The organism is Paenibacillus sp. 2RAB27, from assembly GCF_052115445.1.
GTDB lineage: Bacteria > Bacillota > Bacilli > Paenibacillales > NBRC-103111 > Paenibacillus_E.
Genome location: NZ_JBFRGR010000045.1, coordinates 1 through 22783, shown reverse-complemented (window position 1 = coordinate 22783; position 22783 = coordinate 1). Strand labels below are relative to the sequence as shown.

Below are 22783 nucleotides of genomic sequence, written 5' to 3'. Positions count from 1 at the left end.
AAGGGAGGGGCAAAATGACATTTGATAAAATAGATTTTTTAAAAAATGAATTAGATAAATTACGCCCTTTACCAGCGGCTGCTGTAAGAAATTTAGAACAAGTGTATCGGGTCGAATGGACATACAATTCTAATGCGATTGAAGGTAATACACTAACACTTTTAGAAACGAAATTGGTTCTTGAAGAAGGTTTAACAATTGGTGGTAAAAAGCTACGTGAACATTTTGAAGTTGTTAACCATTCAGAAGCAATTTATTACGTACAAGATGTAGTACATAGAAACATGGAATTGACTGAGTATGTCATAAAATCAATTCATCATCTAGTACTTAAAAACATTGACGATGAGAACGCAGGGCGATATCGGATGATCAACGTTTTGATATCAGGCTCTGAACATACCCCTCCAAACTTCTCAGTGCTCTCGGAAAAAATGGAACAGTTGATACAATGGTATAATGAACACAAAGATAAATTACACCCAGTTGAACTAGCCTCGGAATTTCATTTCCGTTTCGTTTACATTCATCCTTTTTCGGATGGTAATGGACGGACAGCACGGCTTTTAATGAATGTAGTCTTAATGAAATATGGATTTCCACCAGCCATTGTAAAAGCAGCAAACGATGCACGAATGAAGTATTATGAGACTTTAGAGTTAGCAAGTATGGGAAATGATTTAAAGCCATTCGTGCAATTAATTGCCGACTGTGTTGAAGTTAGTTTGCAAAAGTACATAGCTGCAGTAACGTGACTTGGCATGAATAGGATTCAAATTTGATATTATCGGTAAGTAAAGCAAACCTTAGAAGCACTAGCTTCTAGGGTTTCTTTTATTCACTCTTACTTACGATATCCCAACCAAATCTCACCATACTTTGCCCCGTCCCAAGAATATTCTAAGGAACTTTAATTCATTACGAATAGAATATCTAACCTTCACATGGTTAAAATGAACAAAGGCCCGACTCCCCACATTCTTTTGAACCCTTTCCATCTAGGCGTGACAAAACGGACTTTAGTGTCATATAGTGACTAGTACGTTAAAGAATGTGATGCATGCAGGATTAGCACGACAATATTCGACCTAAAAGTTAGAAATTTAGAGAAAAATACTTTCTTCCACTTTGCATAAAAGCCAGAATCTGATAGTATATAAAGAAAGGCGATAAGTTTAGTAAGAATTAAAAGGAGGCACCTTTCCATGGAAAAACTGATGCTTGATTCTATAGATGAAATGACGCATCTAGATCAACTCGAGGCTGAAGCGATTTATATTATTCGAGAAGTAGCGGCGGAATGTGAAAATCCCGTGATGCTGTATTCGATCGGTAAGGATAGTTCCGTGATGCTGCATTTGGCGCTGAAAGCTTTTTATCCGGAGAAGCCGCCATTTTCTTTCATGCATATTGATACGACGTGGAAGTTCAAAGAAATGATTGAATTCCGCGATCGTAAAGCCAAAGAATTCGGAATTAACATGATTGTTCACTCCAATCAGGAAGGGATTGATCAAGGGATCAACCCGTTCGATCATGGTTCCGCGTATACGGATATTATGAAAACCCAAGCCTTGAAAGAAGGATTGGACAAATACGGATTTACGGCTGCGTTCGGCGGCGGAAGACGTGACGAGGAGAAGTCGCGTGCGAAGGAGCGGATTTTCTCGTTCCGGAATAAGAATCATGCCTGGGATCCGAAAAACCAACGGCCGGAAATGTGGAAACTTTTTAACACAAGAATCAATAAGGGCGAAAGTATCCGTGTTTTCCCAATTTCCAACTGGACGGAAAAAGACATCTGGCAATACATTCGTAGAGAAAACATTGATATTGTGCCTCTTTATTTTGCCAAAGAAAGACCTGTACTTGAACGCGACGGACATCTCATTATGGTGGACGATGAACGCATGAAGCTTGAGCCCCATGAGAAAATTGAAATGAAGAAGATGCGGTTCCGCACACTAGGCTGCTATCCACTTACAGGGGGAGCGGAGTCGGAGGCGGATACGATTGATACCATTATTGAAGAAACGCTTGGTGCGGTCTCATCCGAACGGACAACACGGGTAATTGACCAAGAAGCGGCGGGAAGTATGGAAAGACGTAAACGGGAGGGTTATTTCTAAAATGAAAAGTCTGCTGAAATTTATTACTTGCGGAAGTGTAGACGACGGAAAATCCACCTTAATCGGACATATGCTGTATGAGGCCAAGCTTTTATTCGCCGACCAAGAAAGAGCATTGGAGCTAGATAGTAAACTGGGCAGCCGCGGCGGCAAAATTGACTATTCCTTGCTTCTTGATGGGTTACTGGCGGAGCGCGAACAAGGGATTACGATTGATGTGGCTTATCGGTATTTTACGACGGACCACCGTTCTTTCATTGTAGCGGATACACCTGGACACGAAGAATATACGCGTAACATGGCTGTAGGAGCATCTTTTGCGGATTTGGCTATCATTCTTGTGGATGCTAAGAAAGGGGTTATCACCCAAACCAAGCGCCACACTCGGATTTGCGCACTTATGGGCATTAAACATCTCGTTTTAGCTGTGAATAAAATGGATTTAGTTGGTTTTGATCCTAAGATATTTAATGCGATTAGGCAAGAATTCTTGCAATTGACCGCTGAATTTCACTTTGATAGCATTCAAGTGATCCCTGTTTCGGCCACAGAAGGGGATAACATTACGAAAAAATCGCCAAATACCCCTTGGTACGAAGGCCTTGCCTTGTTGCCATATCTAGAAAATGTGGACGTTCATCAGAACGACAATACGAAGCAATTTATGATGCCGATTCAGCGTGTCTGCCGTCCGGATCATACATTCCGCGGTTTCCAAGGCCAAATTGAGGCGGGACGTATCGCGGTTGGCGATGAGCTGACAACGTTGCCTAGTCATGAGAAGGCGAAAGTGAAACGGATCCTCGTGGGAGACCAAGATCGCGATTATGCCTACACGGGACAGCCCGTAACCATTCAACTGGATCGGGAAGTCGACGTGTCGCGGGGCTGTGTATTCACGAAGGATAGTCAGATTCAAGAAGCGGACAGTTTCTCAGCTACGATTCTTTGGATGGATGATTCTGTGCTGACGCCAGGCAAAAACTATCTGGTCAAAGTAGGAACGAAAGTCCTGCCAGGTACCGTAACGGCGATTAAGCATAAAATCGAAATTAATACGGGAAAAACGGTTCCAACTGATCATATTGTCAAAAATGAATTGGCAACATGTGAGTTTTCGTTATCCGACAGTATTGTTATTGATTCTTTTGAACAAAACAAAAGCATTGGCGGCTTCATTCTGATTGATCGTGTCACGAATATGACATCTGCTTGCGGAGTGATTGAGCAAGTCCTTCAAAGCTCTGACCTTTCTGTACAGTTAGATACGGAAATCACCCGAGATGTTCGTGCTCAGCAAAAAGGTCAGAATCCTTTGACCCTTTGGTTCACGGGTTCGCTTTCGAATCAATCGGCTCTTGCGAAGGAAGTCGAAAAACGTTTGGTATCGACAGGCCACCATACGATGTTACTGGGGAATGGCCAAGGTAAATCGCTGCAGTCATTAGCAGAGGTTGCCAAATTGATGAACGATGCTGGACTGATTGCATTGGTATCGAGTGACTCCTTAAATGGTAACGACCAAGAAACTGCGCGTGGGATCATTGGTAAAGAGTATTTTGAAGTTTATGTGGCAGGCAGCACGAGCACAACTAACATACCTGGGAATCCGGAAATTGTAGTTGATATAAGTAAGTCTACAACCGAAGAAGCTGCAAATGTTGTCGTGAAACGAATTATCAAATATTTAATCAATGAGAGTAGTGTCGGACAATTTCTTAATTTTTAATGGGAACATAACGCGTGTTTGTCTTTGAACAAAAATCCCTACATCACTGTGAATAGTGAAGTAGGGATTTTTTTTTATTAATCGTGCGATGATTCTATTAAGATATTTATATATTATCTGTTTACCCTTATTATAATAATGTGTTGGTTAGTGCAAACAAACAATTTAGCGGGGTGCTACTATTAAACATCAGAATATTGAATCGCCCAAGATTGTTGGTCAAACGGTATCTGTAGGTTTTCAAGTCGGTGTTAGGAGGACGTTTCCCATCTCGCCGGAGCAGGTTTGGTCGTTTCTAACCTCTCAGGAAGGGATGAAATTGTGGCTTGGAAACGTATCACCTTTCGCATTCAATGAGGGAGAGATCTTTACATCCGATGAGGGGATTTCGGGCCAACTCCGGATAATCAAGCCTTACAGGCAGCTTCGCTTAAAGTGGGGTAAGAAGGATTGGGAGAAGCCGTCAACGTTGCAAATCCGGCTGTTATCTAATCATCCTGATCGAACAACGATCAGCTTCCATCAAGAGAATTTGGATAATCCGATCACGAGGGAACAAATGAAGCAGTATTGGGAAGACGTTCTGAGCGTCATCAGGCAGAAAACAAGCACTGTAAATGATGAAGAGCAGATGGATAAGTAAGAAATAAATATGAATTGGTACATCGATTGAATTAGTTTTTGGTCATGTCGCAGGATTACGCACTCAAGTCATGTGGGGGCTCAAGCATAGCGTATGCTTGAGTCCTTTCATTTTTTACCTCATAAAGGTTATCTCATAGAACTTTCGATGGTGGATGGATTCTGATCCTATTTAGGTGTGGATCTATATAATTGTTGAACCTCTGCTACTTGCAGGGTCTATCGCTTGAAAATTGTAGGGTTTTCCTGGGAATTATAGCTGAATTAGGATATTATTATTATGTTCATAGAGTTAGGAGAGGGCGATAATCATGGATCTGAACATGATATTGAGTACAATTGGAACAATTGCTACTATAGAAACAAGGCTAAGAGAAGCTGTCTCTCAATATAAACAAAATGAGATGGTGAAAAGAATAGAAAATATTGATGTGGAAATAAAGTTAAATCGATTAAAAGGAAACAATGAGTATTTAAAAGAACATTTAGATGAGTATATAACAAAGCATGCTCGTTCTTTTAAAAGTGTTAATCTTAGCCAAGTGTTCTCGACAGATGAAAAAGAAAAGTATGTTAGAGCTTTTTTTGAAAATAATAACGACTTGATTATATATCGAGATACCATTACTAATATTTTGTATGATTATATTAATGAGATTGAAAAATATATAAGCAAATCGCTAACAGAAGGCGAAAAGTTCATTGTGAAAAAAGTGAATCAATTAAGTGAACAAGTTAGTAACGTAAATCTTGAAATATCAAATTATGCAAAATTCGTTGAAACTGTGAATAACAATATTGATAGTATAAAGGAAGAAATATTCAATTCAAATGTTTATAAAGCTCCAAAATACAGTGAATCGATTGTTGGTTTACTGAATATGATTTTCGTAATAATTGAGCAGAATACTGGCGAGAAACTATTAAAGAAGTACTTGCAAGCAGATGCTTTACAAGCTGAAAATTTAGAAAATGTTGTTTTCAAAATTCAAAAAGTATTAAGTCAAATTGCTAAAGATAAAATTGAAAATGTTACAAAGCAAAAATTCGATAACGGATTGCATGCATTACATTTTTATATTCAATATATTGCTACGGATTTTGCTAATAGAATAAATTTGCTTTTTTCAGAAAGAATGCAATTAATTATTGATTGTATTTATTGTTATGAGGATAAGGATCCCAAATACTACTTAGCATTAGGAGCAATGGGACTACGAAATAATCATACTGATGAAAATATTTACTCTTATATAATGATTAGTTTGGCAGACTACTTGTCCTTGTTATTGGAGGTATTGGAAAATAAATGGAAAGATAGGGATTATAAAGTCTTAGAAGATGTTGCAGTCCAGGAAATGCAAAAAAGATTGTGGTATCAGATTCAGTCTTCTATCACAGAAAGTAATAGGGAATGGATTATAAAGATTGTTAATCATGATAATATTACAGATGTCGAGCTAGCACAGATGTTTAATGTGTTGGTGGGAGATTTGCGAAAAGGGTTGTATTCTGCAACAAAAACATTTTTAAAACATAAATATGTTGATGACTATACCACAAGTCTGATTATTTATGACGATTATAAAAAAGTTATAAAGAATAAATTAGGTATTGGGGTATAGAAGGATGAAAACCAAATTTGTTAATGTATGGGATAATAGAAGTTGGGGATATATCGGATTTATTGTCTTACAGGTAGAGGACACAGATAAGTTTTTAACGGAAAAGAATTTTAATCCAGGATATAAGTTTGTTATACAAGCATGGTACAGTCATGTTGGGGCTGCTGGGGGGCATACTTTTATACCGAGTCATAGGGAAGGAATACAAGAGAAATCAAGAAAAATCGATACAAATGAAGCAGATGTATTTGGATTATACCTCTCAAATATAAAGGATATATATGATATTCCGGATGATCTTTATACTAAAAACTTCTGGGGAATCATGAATACAAAAAGAGAAGATGATCAAGAGGATGAAGAATTAGAATGTCCATCTGATGAATACTACAAAGTTGCATTTAAGAGACAAAGTAAGAGTTTTAATCAAATGGCATCATTATTGGAAAAACAAAATGATTTTCGAAATGAAATTTTTAGTTATGAAGAGTTGAATGATTTACAAAATATTATAAGTGAGTCTCGTAACAAAATGATTCAAATGGGAGCCGACTTGAACCAAGAATCCTTGCAAGTATATTATGGTTTTGTACATAAAAAAACTTTAGAATTAAAAAATGTTTATTGGGCACTTGGAACAGATGGTAACGAAAGAGTTATTGATAAGTATTTATGGACTCTAAACGACGAAATGCCAAGAGAGATATGGGATGATGTGAAGCGAACTAACGAGGATAATGATGATATCTCGAGAGACGATGAGTTATATTATTCAGAAAATTAGGATTAAGAGTGTATTTGAAGTTAATATTCAACATTGAGTGGATTTGAGGAGTACGGTTGTGAGGATTGAAGTGGAATAGAAGATTTATCATACGCAGAAGCACCCAATTTTCGGGTGCTTTTCTTTATATGCACACGTGACGCACCTACCAAAACCAAACCATAATTGATACAATAGGTAAACGTGAAGAAAGGACTTCTCCTTCTTTTATCCCTTACACAAAATCTCTACAGAAACGATGATACCCATGAAAATTGAACTCAACAGCACAACCATAGACGTCAACGTCCAATACGCCATCCGTAAGAAGCTCTACATCCACATCGATGACACGGGCTTCATCACGGTCAAAGCTCCCAACGGCACCAGTCAGGAGCAAATCATTCACGCAGTGCAACAACACAGCAAGTCGATCCTAGACAAGCTAAACGCGATCACCAAAGCGAAGCAGCCCATCCCCAAAGTCTGAGAATACGAAGAAGAAGGCAAGTTCCTTCATCTCGGGAAATATTATTTCCTTCACGAGTTAATTGAAACGAATGGCCTCACGCAGGACGAGTTGAAAATCAACCTGAAGAAGTTCTATTTCGCGAGCTGCAAGAAGGTTGTAGCGGAACGAATCAAAGCCTATCAAACCCAGCTGAAAGTCAAACCCAAGACGATCGAGATCGATGAGTCGAGAACGAAGTGGGGGAGCTGCAGCTCGGACAAAAAGCTAACCTTTAATTATCGCCTAGCCATGGCGCCAGTGGAGGTCATTGACTATGTCATCGTTCACGAGTTATGCCATCTCCTGCATATGAATCATGATCGCTCCTTCTGGCGACGTGTAGGCAGCATAATGCCAGAGTATAAAGAGAAGGAAGCTTTCCTAGCTCGGTACGGACAGGCGATGACGCTATAACATAAGACAACAAAAAGGAGCAAGGTTCATCGAACCTTACTCCTTTTTCAGTGCGTACCCTCCACGATTCCTACAAATCATTCTCATGCAAATAAGCAATGGTCTCCGACCGTCCAGAGACATTCAGCTTCTTATAAATAGCACTCAAATAATTCTTCACAGTCCCCGTGGTCAGAAACATGTCAGAGGCGATAGCTTGATTCGACTTCCCTTGTTTCAAATTCCTCAGAATGTTCCGTTCCTGAACAGATAGACCAGACAGCTTGTTATCTTGTGGTTGGGTTTCAATCGGTTGTAGGTTTTCTTCCAATGCCTTTTCTTCCTGTGCCTCTGAGGAACGTAGTGCTTGGACAAGGCGCGGCTGAATACTTAGCGGGTATGTAATGCCACCATCTAAGCAGACCTGAATGGTTGAGAGTATTTTTTTCGTCTCGACGCCTTTCACTAAATAACCGCTGGCACCGTGACGTATCGCTTCCCATATGTAAGCTTCATCTTCAAATGAGGTCAAAATAAGTACCTTAATCTCTGGGAATTCGGCTTTGATTCGTTTGGTAGCCTCTAAGCCGTCAAGCTTGGGCATGTGGATATCCATCATAACGAGCTGAGGCCGATGCAGCTGTACTTGTTCTATGGTGGCTATTCCATCTCCCGTTGTAGCTACGACTTTATATCCTTCTTCCATGCCTAGAATAGCTGCTAATCCATCGCGGATGAGGGGTTGATCGTCTGCGATAAGAATGGTTGTTTGAGACAATTCGATCACTCCTTCCGATCATTTTCGACTGAAGGGTATGGCTATATCCAGCGTTACTCCGCCAGATCCACCATGATTACGTATTGAAAACGTTCCTCCAACATCTTCCACGCGTTCTTTCATCGCATTTAGTCCGTAGCCATACACAATTTCGAGTGGTGGATGACCATTATCGGATAAAACGAATCGAAGGACTTCCTCATGATACGTCAATGAGAAGTGGAAATAGGTACTTAGGCCATGGCGAATGCCATTCGTCAAACCTTCTTGTAGTGCACGGTAAATCGTGAGCTCGATAATGGGTGTCAGATCAGGCGTCGTGGTATCAATGGTGTAGGTAATGTCCACGTTAGTTTGCTTTTTCGTATCATCGATCAACCTGATAAGCTCGGGTATGAAAGAGTGATCTGGGAAGTTTTCGCGCAAAACATGCACAGAGCTCCGCACGTCATCGAGCCCTCTGAGAATACTTTCTCTCGTTCTATCGATCATCTCTTGGGCAAGGGGATATCGATGTTTCTCTAACGCATGTGCGGCAGTTTGTAACCCGGTTAACGCAGATGTCAGCGTGTGTCCAACCGAATCATGAATATCGCGGGAAATTCGCGTCCGTTCTTGTAATTTGGCCTTCTGCTCCAGCGCAATAGAGGCAATTCGCAGATGTTCATTGTCGATAGCTAATTGATTCTTTTGTTGAAACGCAATCCTAGCAAGCAAGCTCATCCCGTAGATCGCAAAGAAATCAATCACTCTAGGAATAATTAAATAGATTTGTTCAAAAGGTGGAAACTGACGATAGACCATGACTCCTAATAGAATGCAAACATAAGTTACGATCGTAAAGAGAATGGCATGCTTCCTGCCGTGATGAAAGGTAAATTCACCAATGAGAATTAAGAGGTAAATTTGTGAAAGATAACTTTCCGACCATACACAGATAACAAGCGCCAAAGCGAGTTGAGCGTACAAAAACTGAAAACCACTCCTACTATGCAGAGCAATCTTTAAGATGTAATCCCGCATAAGGACGGCAGTCACATAGCTGCATGCTAGCAGCAGAAGTCCTACCGAAAATTTACTCGTATGAAACAATAGTGAGAGTGTTGCGCCCATCACGATGATATTCAAGGTGAGAGTCATGTTTTTATTTAAATGTACATCCATATCTTTACCCTCAAACAAAGCTTTATTTACTACTTATTTTACCATAAACATGACTTAAGTCATACATAGAACGCATAAAGTGTCGAGAAAGTTGCATTTCTAGTGAACTTCTTCATCTTGGATAGGCCTTTAGTAGCATCTATAATATAGATAGAGGAATGATGGAATTTCAAGGAGGCATGTCCAGATGTTGATGATTTTATGGAACGTACTAGGTGGCATTCTTCTAATCTTAAGTTTATATTTTCCGCTGAAAGAATTATTGGAACGTAACCCTGAGTAGGAGGGAGTACGATTTGAAAGAAGACTTGCTTGATAAGAACAATGGGGACATGCATGCCTCATGTAGCACGGATTACGAGCGTATGAATGAGTTTCTAATTCAGGAAACAGGTAACTCGATGGATGTATTTTCGAATAGGTATCAAATTACGAAGCGAGAGTCGGAAATTTTCCTGATGGTCGCTATCTATGGTTTTTCCAATCACGAAATTGCCGAACGTTGTAGAATCAGCGAAAAAACGGTCAAGATTCATCTTGCTAATATAATGAACAAAGCAGGCATCAAATCAATGCGAAAATTACTTTCGCTGTTATTTAATCATGTGCTTTATTTTCAGGAAAGCAACAGATTGTCCGAGGAAAAGTAGAAGTGCCATTCTTGTTGAGATCCATAAGCAAGCCGTCCACAATCACACCACAGGTGATAGGACGGTTTTTCATTTTAACGTAACTAATCACTAGCCCAATGCGTCTATTACTATGTTGCTAGGAATACTCATTCTAGTAATCGCAGATATAGAAGGAGAGGGAAGACGAGGTTTATGATGAAAAAGACAATCTTATTCGGCACGCTGTTTGTTCTACTGTTTGCAAATACCGCTTTTGCCTACGATGTTCAACTCCAGCCCTTCAAAGATGAGGAACAAGACTATGCCAAGGATCCGATTTACACCTTATCCGCATTAGGCATTATTAACGGCTATGAAGACCAAACTTATCGTCCTAATGATGACTTGTCTAGAGAGGCTTTCATTAAGTTGCTCGTTATGGCAGGTAAAATAGAGAATAAAACGGCACTTGGGAGTACTCCCGTAGATGTAGCGAAGGACCGTTGGTCCGCATCTTATATTGCTGCTGTGTATGAACGGAAATGGCTTGATAGTTTACTAGATCAGGAGGGCTTGCTTCATCCTTCGCAGACGATTACGAGAGAAGAAGTTGCGATGCTCGTAGGGAAATCGTTGCTGGAGTCTGAAAGTGAAACGGCTCGTCAACAATGGTTAACCACGGATTGGAAGAAAGAGCAGGTTGTTAGAGGTTTTAAGGATAATTCAACTATGAATGAGGCAATGAAACCTTATGTATATTACGCAGCGCATCGAGGTATTATGGAGGGAGATCAGGCAGGATTTAACCCGAAAGAGTCTTTGATTCGTAAGCAGGCAGCAGCTGTTATCTATCGGTTGATTGATAAGCGGATCGCCGAGCAAAAAATCGATTTCACAGGGTATTATGCTCTCACATCCTACCCTGCGATTAAGCAAATGAGTAAGCTTTCTCATGTGATTCTTGGTTGGTCTAACCTGGCATATAGCGGTGCTGGAATGGCTTCATTGAATATTAAGTCTTCGGAATATCGGGTTCCAATTGGTTATGAAGAGGTCATTGCAACTGCGGATGCTGCCCACATTACAAAGGAACTGATGGTTTTCTATGATGGTGCTAATTTAAAAGACTTCCTTCAAGATGAGTCTGCCAAAAAGTCCTTTATCGCATCATTGCTCAGTACGTTAAAAGATCCAGCCTACTCGTTCACGGKGGTAAGTATTGATTTTGAAGGATTGAAAGAAGCGGGAAGTGCACATGACTATACCCAATTTCTGCAGGAGTTGAAAAGTCAGTTAGGTTCGCTTACATTGTCGGTAGCCGTTCCGCCGATTTATTATTACAAGGGTTATGAATTAAAAGAAATTGGGAAACTAGCAAATACGGTGATCCTTATGGCTTATGACTTTACACATAATGAAAGTGTATTGCCGTCAGCACCACTGCCATTAGTGAACGATACGGTGCTAACTGCGCTGCAAGCGATACCGAAGGAGAAGCTTGTCCTTGGTATTTCCAAACAGGCTAACCAGTGGATCACCCAAGCTGGCATAACCGGACCTGCCCTTAAACCAGCCATTGCGGATGTTGAGAAAAGGCTGGCGATGCCAGGAGTGAATACCACGTGGGACATGCCGTATTTCTTGAAGAAAGCTACGTTTGCGGACGAGCGGGGCAGCCATGTATTGTATTACGAAGATTCTCAGAGCATAGCTAAGAAGATTTGGCTCGCCAAATTCTATGATCTGAATGCTGTTTCCTTATGGTATATGGGCAACTATACGCCATTGGATTGGGAGCGAATTGGAGAGCAAGCGGCGAAATAAAAGTGGGTATAATCCCTTTCAGAAAAGAGAGATAAACAAGATGATCCCAATAGTCAAGTCAAAAGTTGAAGCTAAACTTCAGTCCTTCATCGGGATTGACGCTTATATCCATAGCGAAGCGACTTCGTTTGTCTTCGTTCGTAATTTTAAGATCAAGGTTACCCATGCTTTTATAGCAGGGGAAGGACCATTTCGTACAGCACTTCGATTCGATGGGCATGGCTGGCTGCGCATGGAGGCGCTCACGCATTATGAAATTGATGAGAACGACTGTCTTTTACTGGCCGGATATGATGATCGAGGTCGGATGAACGTTGCGCTGCATATTGGAAAGGAGCCGTTTCCAGAATGAATACGACCAATAGAGGCACAGTGAACAAGCTACTTGCCGTATTTGCGCATCCTGATGACGAGTCATTTATTTGTGGAGGGACACTAGCCAAATACGCTAGTGAAGGAGTCGACATTACGCTGGTGAGTGCCACTCGCGGTGATATGGGACGCCGAATGGGTAATCCACCTTATCTCAATCGGGAAACGATGGCGGCTGCTCGTGAAATTGAATTGCGAGATGCTTGCAAATGCTTGGGCATCCAACAGCTCCTATTTTTCGATATCCGCGACAAGACGGTTGAGTTTATCGATGAGGAAAGCCTGACTTCAAGAGTTGAGGCTCTAATCCGTGATGTGAATCCCGATGTCGTGCTCACGTTTCACGAAACGTTAGGCGGACACCCCGATCATTGCGCTATTGGGAAGGCTACGACGGCTGCATGTCAACGAACAGGACATCTGGACTCGTTATATTTCATAACGTTTGGTAATGCCATGGAGCGTCCGGAACGGTTTGGGTATTCCCATAAGGATGTCATGAAAATTGATGTAGAAGCTCATTTGGAAGCTAAACTGGCAGCGTTCCGGGCTCACCGATGCCAGACGGAAATTGATGAGTGGGTATGGCTGCCAGACCATGAGGCGTTAGCGAAATTCGGCAGATATGAATATTTTTTGAAAGCGGACAGGGAGGCTTCGGCTAAGAAACTCGATGATTTGTTCTAGTATTTCTTCAGTTCCCTCGATTCACAAGGATTTCTCGACTAGGGCAGCACTGGCTAAGTTATGAAGCACTGTACTATCCATTGGTGGATTGTGCAGGCCTGCGCGAACATCCCGATAGTACCTTTCCAAAGGCAGCTTGCGGGACAAACTAGCGGCACCGACGATTCTCATCGCGAGATCCACGACTTTGATCGCATTGTTGCTAGCAACATACTTGGCCAAGCCTAGCTCTGGTTTTAATGCTGGTCGGTTGACCTTCTCTTGATCCCAACGATCCGCCGTTGCATAAAGGAGTGCACGTGCCGTTCGTAGCTCGATTTCCATCTCGCCGATGGTATGCTGGACAGAAGGGAGTGAAGAGATCGGTTCGTTCATATGGTTCGGTCGATAGGTATGAGCGAATTCAAGGGCATAATCACGTGCCGCCATGGCAATGCCCAAGTAACAAGCCGGAATATGTAAAAGCCAGCCGCCGCCATCATCCACGCCTTTTCCAGAAAGCCTCATGGTTTTATCCACGAAAACCCCATCCAAAACCACATCATGACTGCCTGTCGCTCGCATCCCGAGTGTATCCCAAGTTTCCACGATCGTTACCTGGTCTGTTCGATGAACCAGGAAGTCCGCTGTTCCATCTTCATCCGGGATAAAAGCCGATACCACAAAACGATCTAGGATCGGTGAAAGGGTGCTAAATGTTTTTCGTCCCGTAATCAACCATCCGCCAGGTGTAGGAACCGCTGTTGTCTCGGGCTTGCCGCCTCGACTGGGACTACCGGAGGCAGCTTCACTAGCAAAAGTATTGATCATAGTCCCATCACTCACGACGGAGCAGCACAAATCAGTGAAAATAGCTTCTGGCCATTTTCGAGTTGTTCTAAGATGTAAGACCTGTCCTATGTGCCAGCCTACGGCTAATGCGGTCGAACCATCCCCATAAGCCAGCCGCTCCTGCAGCATAACGAGCTCATAAAGCGAGATGCCATCCCCGCCGAATTCTTGTGGGACAGTTAGCTTTAAGTACCCAGCCTCATGCAAATCCGCGAAATTTTCAAATGGAAAAGATCCCTCTTGGTCATGCAGCGCGGCTCTCTTTGCAAAACGGGAGGCGAGCTCTTCTACCTTCCTGGCCCAAGTCAGCTCTTCTGCATTTCGAATATAGTAATCCATGATTTTAGTCATCGCAAACACACTCCAATCTTTATTTATTATATCAGTTAGGGGATTCTTCTGTCGTTTCGGAACTTCATCCAGATATCGTTATTTAGATATCTTTATAAAGAAACTATTAATTTCGTTGCTCTCCACAACTCACTAGGATAATATTGATAGAGTTCCATAATTATCAAAAAAAGGGGATCAACATCTATGCTTACCGGAAAGTGGCGGAATGTAAAGGAGCAACGAATATTTATCATTTTGTTTATTATTTTAACGATGCTTTCATCGTCTATGCTTTTCGGGATTGATGTTAAAAAAGCATACGCAGGAACAACTCCGTCAAGTATTACTCTGCAAAATCCGATCAGGGAGTGGATTATGGATGAATCGAGGGGGTACATTTATGCTGTATCTGAGGCAGCTAATAGTTTACTATTTATTCGTCTCAGTGACCTTCAGGTAGAGAAGCAAGTAGCTCTAAGTTCTGCACCTTCAGATTTAGTACAATCTGGTGGCAAGCTTTATGTCGCTCAATCAAGAACAACCGCCATTGCAATTGTAGATATTGCGCAAAAAGCGGTAGTGGGCTCAATCACAACCTCCATAAAGCCATATGATATAGCTATAGATGGAAATAAGCTGTTTTATGCCGAATATGACCAGTGGTGCCATGTTGCAGCTTACGATTTATCAACACAAATAGAGACATTGCTTGATCCAGGAGTTGTAGGTAATTTTTATCAACCTGATCTGGCTGTTGATGAAGTAAACCATATTTTGTTTATAGGTGAATCGGGATATGGTGGTTCCAATCTTTTCACGTACAGCACTTCTACACTACAATTACTTTCGAAAACAAGAGACGGATTCGGAATTTCTGGAAGAAAAGTACTTGCTGATGGGAATCAGGTCTTTTATTCGGGTCGCCGATTCAAAACGGATTTGACATCCATTGAAGGTACATATGGACTTGGAGTAATCTATGCTGCTGGTAACTATGTTTTCACCACTGAAATGGTGAATAACGGAAATGCTGCACCATCCCATAGTTATGTTTATGATCGAAACGGATTTAAGCAAATTGCCGAGCTTCCAGTGGCGTCCAGGAGAATTTTAATGGATAGTCAGAATCGTATTTATTCTTATACAGGATCTGATCCTTGGAACCCTACAATTCCGAATGTTATACAAATTATTAACGTGAATCCAGCGACATCTAATCCTCCAATCTCTGACGGTCAAAAACTGATATTGGGTAAATCAGTAACCGATGTCGTATACAACAGCGATGGTACGAGTCTTTTTGCGATTTCTTCGGAAAGCAATCAGTTAATGAGAATTCGAACAAGTGATATGAGCGTGCAAGAAACAAGAACCATAGGATCCAACCCAAGTTCGATATTTATGGATCATGATAAGCTCTATATCAGCTCAGCTTCAGCGACACAGATAACGAGTGTGGATACACTTTCTGGAACTAGTATCAATGGGGCAGTCCAATCATGGAATACCGGCAGCTTTGTCAGTCAGGTTGTATATGGCAATCAACAACTGATCTACACTGCACTGACCATGAGTGGTTATGTTTATCCTGGTATTCATGTAATTGATACTGTTACTGGAAACAAGGATACTTATGCTACAAATATTTCGACTTCAGGTCGTATGATTCTTAGTCCAGCTGATAATGCTTTATATTTTGGAGAATTAGGATACTATTCCACAAGTAAGACTATTAAACTAAATCTAACTAGTTTTTCTCAGCAGGCCATGTCTCAAGCTTATAGCTACCCGTTAGGCATGATCACAATGAACGGAAACGACTTATACTACGCCAGTAAGCTTCTGGACAAAAATACGCTTCTTCCGATTCCGGCAGGACAAGGTTATATAGGGGCTGCTATTGTTGCTGCTAACGGAGCAAATATTTTTGCAAAAGATTCGGTTTGGAATCGAGATTCCTACACCTTGCAGTATCACCTGCCATTCGTCGCAAAGAACGTGCTGACGCTGCCAAACGGTCAAATTGTTGTGGTTTCTGATGATGGAAAAACAGTGCAAAGATTCACTTCAATGCAGGCTCTTCATGATCTTGCACCAGAGTTCAGTCCGCCTTCACTTCAAGTGACTAATGTTAATTTTAGCGATTACGATTCAACCGCAGGAAGAATAAGCGGTAATATGTATTGGTACAGCACATCGGGGTTATCCATTATAAACAGTTACACACTTTACTTTTTAGACCAGAATTTAAATAAAATCGGCACGAGCATTGCAGAACTTCCTTATTCTGCAAATAGCTCGAGCTATAGCTACACCATTCAGCAAATGAATATACCAACGGGAGCTAAATACTTAGGCGTTTATGCCAAGAATGCTCAAGGAGAAAGCTCTTCCGCCGCTACTGTTGTTCTGTCGGATTATACAGTCTCTACTCCAGTTACGCCACCTAGCAGTGGAGGCGGTGGAGCTGGAATCGGCGGTGGAGGTTACTACATATTTGAAGATCAAGATCCCATTCGGGGAAAAATCCATCCTATGGTATCCTGGATGACTCCAAGCGAAATTAATTATTCTGGTTACCAATTAAATTTTGTCGACGCTTCTGGAAGAAAGCTTAGTGGTGGAAATGTCTCAAAGCATGAATCGGGCGGTATAACTTATCATGTTGATATTGATGAAAATAGCGTGCCTGCAGGAGCCATTTATCTGGATTTACTACCGAAAGATTTGTTCGGGAATTCAGGTTCGGAAGTGTACCGCATGCAAATTTTTGATAGAACTACGAGCAGCCCAAGCATTGTAGGTACAAATCCAGCGATCCCAGCCCCCAACCTGCTAGCCCTCAATATCTTTGATACGGATATATCCCGTGGAAGTTTTGGCGGCTATATAACGTGGTATGACCTTACTTTAGATGAAGCTGCGACAAGCTATACTCTTTATTTCGTTGATGGAAACAATATGAAATTGGAATCCATCGCGGAAGTAACTCGGAAGAGTCTTATTCGCCCAGGCCAACAGCTTCCGACTTATGAAATTACTTTGCCTAAAGGTACTGTGATCCCAGCTGGGACTCAAAGAATCGGGATTTTTGGTAAAAACGATCAAGGTGAGAGTACAAGTGGATATTATTCCGGAGTATGGGACCGCATTGATGCAGATCCCAATAGTGATTATGTCGAGGATAGGGATACTCGCGCTAATCATATTAATGGCGTATTGCATTGGGTTCCTACCGTTGATGAGGCGAGTGTAAAAAAATATTTTGTCACATTTCTCAAATTTGTTGATTCAATGCAAGTTTCAATAGGTGGCCCTATTGCGCAAGTCAGCACAGGACAGAAGGAATATAATTTCTCCTTTCAAGATACGCAAATTCCAGCTGAGGCTACGGCACTACGGTTATCGGCAATCAATTCGAAAAACGATGAGTTAACGTTGGGGATTTATTATTTGGCAGATAACATTGCGGGTGAAGCTGTTTCTATCATGCCGACAGATAATCAAACTCCTATCCCATCCATATTTCAGTCGGATGATGATGGAGATGCAGGGGAGATTGGCGGCGAAGTATTCTTTTATACAAATAGCAGTTCCAGTAATACGTTACGTTACGAAGCTTACTTTGTTGATGATCAATTGCAAAAGCTCAAACCTATTATCAGTATGCCTAAAAATCAATATAGAGATTATATAATGAGTATTCCAATGAATACACAAGTTCCATTAGGCGCAACCAAAATTGCCATTTATGCGGTTTCCTCAACGGGAATGAGTACGCCTGCTACGAAGGATATATTTGATCGTACTTATAGTGCGTCGTTGAGAACAGATCAAGTCCAAATTATCAATAATAAGTCTGGAACCCCCGATACGATTACTGTCTCTGGTGTAAGTGGTGGAGATATCGTTCGTGTGTACCGTGATTCCAACTCAGCTAATTCATTCTTACAACAAGTAGCTTTGGCTAACACAACTTCACTCAACTTTACCACTTCGCAGTTGGGAACTGGTGCTGGAAGTCTTTATTTCTCCGTGCAACATGGCAGTGGCATTCCAAGCTTGAAGCTTGAAAAGGCTTATAATGCCGAACCTGCTGGTGGCGGAGGAGGCGGAGGAGGTGGCGGTGGAGGTGGAGGAAAAAGCTCTCCAACGCTTGACGCTAACGGTAAGATGACTTACGATGTCCAGCCGGCTCATGTGGATATGCTAATTGATCTTGCTAATCTTGCAAAGCCACAGCTTGTCTTGGATGCAACGGCTAAGGAACAACTCGATATCACGACAGTAAGCTTTAGTGCTGACATTGTTCGTATGGCTACCGACAAAGGTAAGCCTATTGTTATCAAAACGAACGATGTTAACCTGACTTTTCCTGTAAATGCTTTGGTTGTTAAAAAAGATAGTGACTCAGTAAGACTCAAGGTGTTGAGCGGTGACCTTCCGGCAGTGAGCAATTTTCATGCAGTTTCTCCTATGGTGGAGTTCACTTTAAGTGTAGAAGATAAGACTATAGCTGCTTTTAATAGCCCAGTACAAGCTATATTCCACTATGACTCGTCCAAAGTAAAAGATCCGAGTACACTCGGGGTCTATTGGCTGGATGAAGCCACGAATACTTGGACTAATATTGGTGGTACCGTGAATGGGGATGGCACAATCACTATATCTCTCCCGCATTTTTCCAAGTATGTAGTTATGGAGAAAATTGCTCCGACTCAAACTGAGGTTTTCGATGATATTCAAGGTCATTGGGCACAAAAAGATATCGAGCAACTGATCAGCAAGCAAATTGTTGATGGGATGGATGCGAACTCGTTTCAGCCGAACAATAACATGACGCGTGCGCAGTTTGTAACAATTCTCAAGAAAGCTGTGAATCTGCCGACGCAATCGGGAAGTAATCAGTTTACTGACGTAGCTGCTGATTCGTGGTATAAAGATGCTGTATACGCTGCTTATGCTGCGAAAATTGCTGACGGCACAAGCGATAGTACCTTCGCTCCAGAAGCTAGCGTTACGCGTGAACAGCTGGCGGTCATGATGGTCAACGTGTACTTGAACGCTACAGGTAAGAAACTGGGAGATATTCTTACATCTCAGACGGTAGACTATGAAGATGCAAGCGACATCAGCGATTGGGCTAAGCAATACGTAGCAGCTGCAACAACGCTAGGACTTCTAAACGGCATGGATGATACTCACTTTGCACCAGTTCAAAACAGCACACGGGCACAGGTGGCGACTGTTGTTGTACGCATGTTGAAACAAATCGGTGCAACGAAATAATCAATACAAAGAATAACCCTACGTTATCGTGATGTAGGGTTATTCCTTGTTTGAAACGAGTTGTAGTGCTCAACACGCAAGCGGCATTATTTTCAATCCTCGAAACGCTGCCATTATAATTCAGAAACTACGAAATGGCCCAAACCTTATCCAATGGATTAGGTTTTTATTATTATTAATAAGGTTAATGAAATCGTCCCCTCATGCAAAATGTTTATGTTAAACTGGTTAATGTAGCTAATTATCACTAACCCACGCACACTCCCTTTTAGAGTAGATCCTAGACTACAAGAATCGATTCCCCGACAGCCCTCACTCTACTACGGACCGACTCTACGAAAAGGCGCTGAAACTATCTATGTTGTATTTGTACCGTTCTGTCCTGGGCTATTTAACGAATAGCAAAAGAATATTTACGCTTTTCTTCTTAGCGCTAATATTCGAGCTATCCTTCGAGTACTTTACCTCCCTTAGTATTAAATACTTAATTGACGATGCGATTACGCCTCGGAATATGACGATCTTCTTTGGCTTATTATTAGCGCTTCTAATTGGTGGAGTTATGAATTTACTGATTGGCGTCGGCGGGGATTATGCCATGTCCAAATTAAATGAAACGATCCTCATTGGCTTACGCAAAGATCTCTACGAACAGACGCAAAAGCTTTCCGCCCATTTCTATTCGCGCTATCGGATCGGGGATATTGTCGCTCGTTTCACGATGGATATTCCGGCTGTGGAGCATGCGATGATGCAGACGTTTTCTACGCTGATTCTGGCGAGCCTTAGCATTGTGGTTGGTACAGTCCTATTGTTTGTCTTGGAGTGGAAGCTAGCGCTCGTAGCTTTTGTAGGCATTATTTTTATGTTTATCCCGCAAAAACTATTGAATAAACGAGCACAGCACTATAACGAGGAGTATGTGGGCATCGTAGAGTCATTTTCCAATAATATGGATGAGGAAATGAAGGCTTTTAAGCTGATCCGTGGCTTTCAATTGCAAGACTCGATGAAGAAGAGGTTCAATAAGCAGTTGCAAGTTTGGTTTAGACTAGGGGTCAAAAGGAGTTTCATTAACTCCAATCTGGAGCGTCTCCCCATTATGGTGTTGTCAGTCGTTAACGTGATTATCCTTGGCTTGGGGGGCTATTTTACCTTTCAAGGTACGATGACGATCGGTGATCTAATAGCGTTCTACTCGGTTTTCGATACTGTTGGTGTTTCGGTTATTCAATTCATGGAGGTCGTTCCGGACCTGATTGAAGGTGAAGTGGGCATCCGGCGCATTAATGAAGTGCTCGAGATCTGTCCCGATCTGGAGGATAATGAGGAAGCGATAGATAATCCGTCGATTACCAATGAGATTAAATTTGATAAGGTAACTTTCGGTTACACGGATGCGCATCCCGTCATTCAGGATCTGTCGCTCTCGATTCCCGTGGGCAGCTATGTTGCTTTGGTAGGTCCAAGTGGTTCTGGCAAAAGCACGCTGCTTCAATTGCTTATGCGTTTCTATGATCCGCAGCAAGGTTCGATCCAAATTGATGATCTGGATATACGTAAGATTCGTCTCTCTGCTTTGCTCACGCAAGCTGGCGTTATTTTTCAAGAGCCATATCTCTTCCATGCGACGATACGTGATAATCTGCTAGTGGGTCATCCTGATGCAACAGAAGAAGAGCTTATGAAAGCTACAGCTGCGGTTGAGGTTCACGAGGCCATTATGCAAATGTCGAGCGGCTACGATACCTGGATTGAAAATGATGGAGCCAACTTATCCGTCTCTCAGCGCCATCGGATTTCGATTGCCCGAGCATTACTGCGCTCGAACGAGCTGACGTTCTTGGACGAAGTCGCGGCATCCTTAGATCCAGAGTCAGAAATAGCGCTGAATGAAACCATTTCACGCATGAATCAAGGTCGCACAATCGTAGCCGTGTCGCATCGACTAAAAACCGTTTCACACGCAGATCTTATTTATTTTATCAAAGAAGGTAGAGTGCTAGAGTACGGGACTCATAATGAGTTGATGGAGTGTCAAGGTGCTTACTACAGTCTGTGGCAAAAGCAGCAAGGCTTCCAATTATCGCATGATGGTGAAGTCGTTATCGAAGTGGACCGGTTAAGACAGATGCCATTCTTTGCTTATATGAACGAGGATCTCTTGCATGAAATCAAAGATTTGCTGACAACGGAGAAAATGACTAGCGCTCAAGATGTCTTCCGGCAAGGAGAAGTGGGCAATAAACTGTATATCATCGCACGCGGTAAAGTTGAAGTGACGAAACGCAATGCCAAAGGGGAGAACATCAGGGTCGCTGTTCTTCAGGATGGGGACCACTTCGGTGAAATTGCGCTGCTGAAGGATGCACCTCGCAATGCCAACATTACGGCGCTAACGGAATGCACATTGTTGTCGTTGACCCGTAAGCAGCTGCTGCCTTTATTGGATCGCTATGAGGATATGAAGGCGAAGTTGAATCAGTCGTTGAGTGAGCGGAGCTAGTGGGCATTACGTATATATGGATTGTCATCGAGTAGAGTGTTTTACTTATGGAGGCAATCTTTTTGCTTATTGGAAAAATAAAACATTGCATTCTTTGTCGAAACCATGCTATATTATCACTCCGGCCGCAAGACAGGCAGGCGAGAGTAACTGAAATTAACTCGAAAAAAAGTAGTTGCACATTAAAAGTAAACATGGTATATTACAACTCGCTGCTTCGGTAACACGGTAGCGGGCGAAAGAAATTGATCTTTGAAAACTGAACAACGAGTGAGTAAGCACAGTCGAGTAATCGACTATAAAAGAGATTGCAAAATCTCGCTAGCTTCAAATGAGCAATTAAGCTTTCAGATATACGGACAAGCAATTGTCTTGCTGGGCCCACGGAAAGTATTCGGAATTCTCTTCGGAGGTTCGCTTCACTTTCTGGGGATTGGCTATTATGGAGAGTTTGATCCTGGCTCAGGACGAACGCTGGCGGCGTGCCTAATACATGCAAGTCGAGCGGGTTTATCCTTCGGGATAAGCTAGCGGCGGACGGGTGAGTAACACGTAGGTAACCTGCCTTTAAGACTGGGATAACTATGGATAACTAT

The 22783-nt window shown here is 42.0% G+C and carries 15 protein-coding genes, 1 rRNA gene and 1 pseudogene; 14 read left to right on the top strand and 3 right to left on the bottom strand.

The window, feature by feature from the left end; translation table 11 throughout:
- The first annotated feature begins 14 nt into the window (after positions 1-14).
- The 7 genes and pseudogenes from AB4114_RS31970 (at position 15) to AB4114_RS31940 (ending at position 7813) form a co-directional block, all read left to right on the top strand.
- Positions 15-755, top strand: coding sequence for a Fic family protein (locus tag AB4114_RS31970; protein ID WP_441992028.1), 741 nt, complete (start codon positions 15-17; stop codon positions 753-755).
- Positions 756-1205: 450 nt separating this feature from the next.
- On the top strand, positions 1206-2129 hold the full coding sequence (gene cysD / locus AB4114_RS31965) for a sulfate adenylyltransferase subunit CysD (RefSeq protein WP_441992027.1): 924 nt from the start codon (positions 1206-1208) through the stop codon (positions 2127-2129).
- Position 2130: 1 nt separating this feature from the next.
- Positions 2131-3858 carry a GTP-binding protein gene (locus AB4114_RS31960; protein WP_441992026.1) on the top strand — a complete coding sequence of 576 codons (1728 nt, stop codon included), beginning with the start codon at positions 2131-2133 and terminating at the stop codon, positions 3856-3858.
- A gap of 211 nt (positions 3859-4069) precedes the next feature.
- On the top strand, positions 4070-4501 hold the full coding sequence (locus AB4114_RS31955; protein WP_441992042.1) for an SRPBCC family protein: 432 nt from the start codon (positions 4070-4072) through the stop codon (positions 4499-4501).
- A gap of 310 nt (positions 4502-4811) precedes the next feature.
- Positions 4812-6125, top strand: a complete 1314-nt coding sequence (locus AB4114_RS31950; RefSeq protein ID WP_441992025.1) for a hypothetical protein — start codon at positions 4812-4814, stop codon at positions 6123-6125.
- A gap of 4 nt (positions 6126-6129) precedes the next feature.
- Positions 6130-6909, top strand: a complete 780-nt coding sequence (locus tag AB4114_RS31945; protein ID WP_441992024.1) for a hypothetical protein — start codon at positions 6130-6132, stop codon at positions 6907-6909.
- A 247-nt stretch (positions 6910-7156) separates the two neighbouring features.
- Positions 7157-7813, top strand: a pseudogene (locus AB4114_RS31940) (M48 family metallopeptidase).
- 70 nt (positions 7814-7883) lie between these two features.
- Here the strand turns inward: AB4114_RS31940 and AB4114_RS31935 are convergent.
- Together AB4114_RS31935 and AB4114_RS31930 are read right to left on the bottom strand one after the other, a co-directional pair.
- Positions 7884-8570, bottom strand: coding sequence for a response regulator (locus AB4114_RS31935; protein WP_441992023.1), 687 nt, complete (start codon positions 8568-8570; stop codon positions 7884-7886).
- Between the two features lie 18 nt (positions 8571-8588).
- On the bottom strand, positions 8589-9734 hold the full coding sequence (locus AB4114_RS31930; protein WP_441992022.1) for a sensor histidine kinase: 1146 nt from the start codon (positions 9732-9734) through the stop codon (positions 8589-8591).
- A gap of 296 nt (positions 9735-10030) precedes the next feature.
- On the opposite strand from AB4114_RS31930, the gene AB4114_RS31925 reads away from it, so the two are divergent.
- From AB4114_RS31925 to AB4114_RS31910, 4 genes are all read left to right on the top strand, one after another.
- Positions 10031-10384: a helix-turn-helix transcriptional regulator gene (locus AB4114_RS31925; protein WP_441992021.1), complete on the top strand. Its 354-nt coding sequence runs from the start codon at positions 10031-10033 to the stop codon at positions 10382-10384.
- A 174-nt stretch (positions 10385-10558) separates the two neighbouring features.
- Positions 10559-12169 (top strand): glycosyl hydrolase family 18 protein, encoded by a 1611-nt coding sequence (locus AB4114_RS31920; RefSeq protein WP_441992020.1) that lies wholly within the window; start codon positions 10559-10561, stop codon positions 12167-12169.
- Positions 12170-12209: 40 nt separating this feature from the next.
- Positions 12210-12521: a DUF1806 family protein gene (locus AB4114_RS31915; RefSeq protein ID WP_441992019.1), complete on the top strand. Its 312-nt coding sequence runs from the start codon at positions 12210-12212 to the stop codon at positions 12519-12521.
- Entirely contained in the window at positions 12518-13228 is a 711-nt protein-coding gene (locus AB4114_RS31910; protein ID WP_441992018.1) for a PIG-L family deacetylase, read from the top strand. The genes AB4114_RS31915 and AB4114_RS31910 overlap by 4 nt, the downstream gene beginning before the upstream one ends.
- Positions 13229-13249: 21 nt before the next feature.
- Here the strand turns inward: AB4114_RS31910 and AB4114_RS31905 are convergent, their stop codons facing one another.
- Positions 13250-14410, bottom strand: coding sequence for an acyl-CoA dehydrogenase family protein (locus AB4114_RS31905; protein ID WP_441992017.1), 1161 nt, complete (start codon positions 14408-14410; stop codon positions 13250-13252).
- A gap of 186 nt (positions 14411-14596) precedes the next feature.
- Between AB4114_RS31905 and AB4114_RS31900 the strand changes: the two genes are divergently transcribed.
- The 3 genes from AB4114_RS31900 to AB4114_RS31890 all read left to right on the top strand — a co-directional run.
- Positions 14597-19681: an S-layer homology domain-containing protein gene (locus AB4114_RS31900; protein ID WP_441992016.1), complete on the top strand. Its 5085-nt coding sequence runs from the start codon at positions 14597-14599 to the stop codon at positions 19679-19681.
- A gap of 358 nt (positions 19682-20039) precedes the next feature.
- Positions 20040-22187, top strand: coding sequence for an ABC transporter transmembrane domain-containing protein (locus tag AB4114_RS31895; protein ID WP_441992015.1), 2148 nt, complete (start codon positions 20040-20042; stop codon positions 22185-22187).
- Between the two features lie 439 nt (positions 22188-22626).
- Positions 22627-22783: ribosomal RNA gene (locus AB4114_RS31890) — 16S ribosomal RNA — on the top strand; the annotation flags it as partial.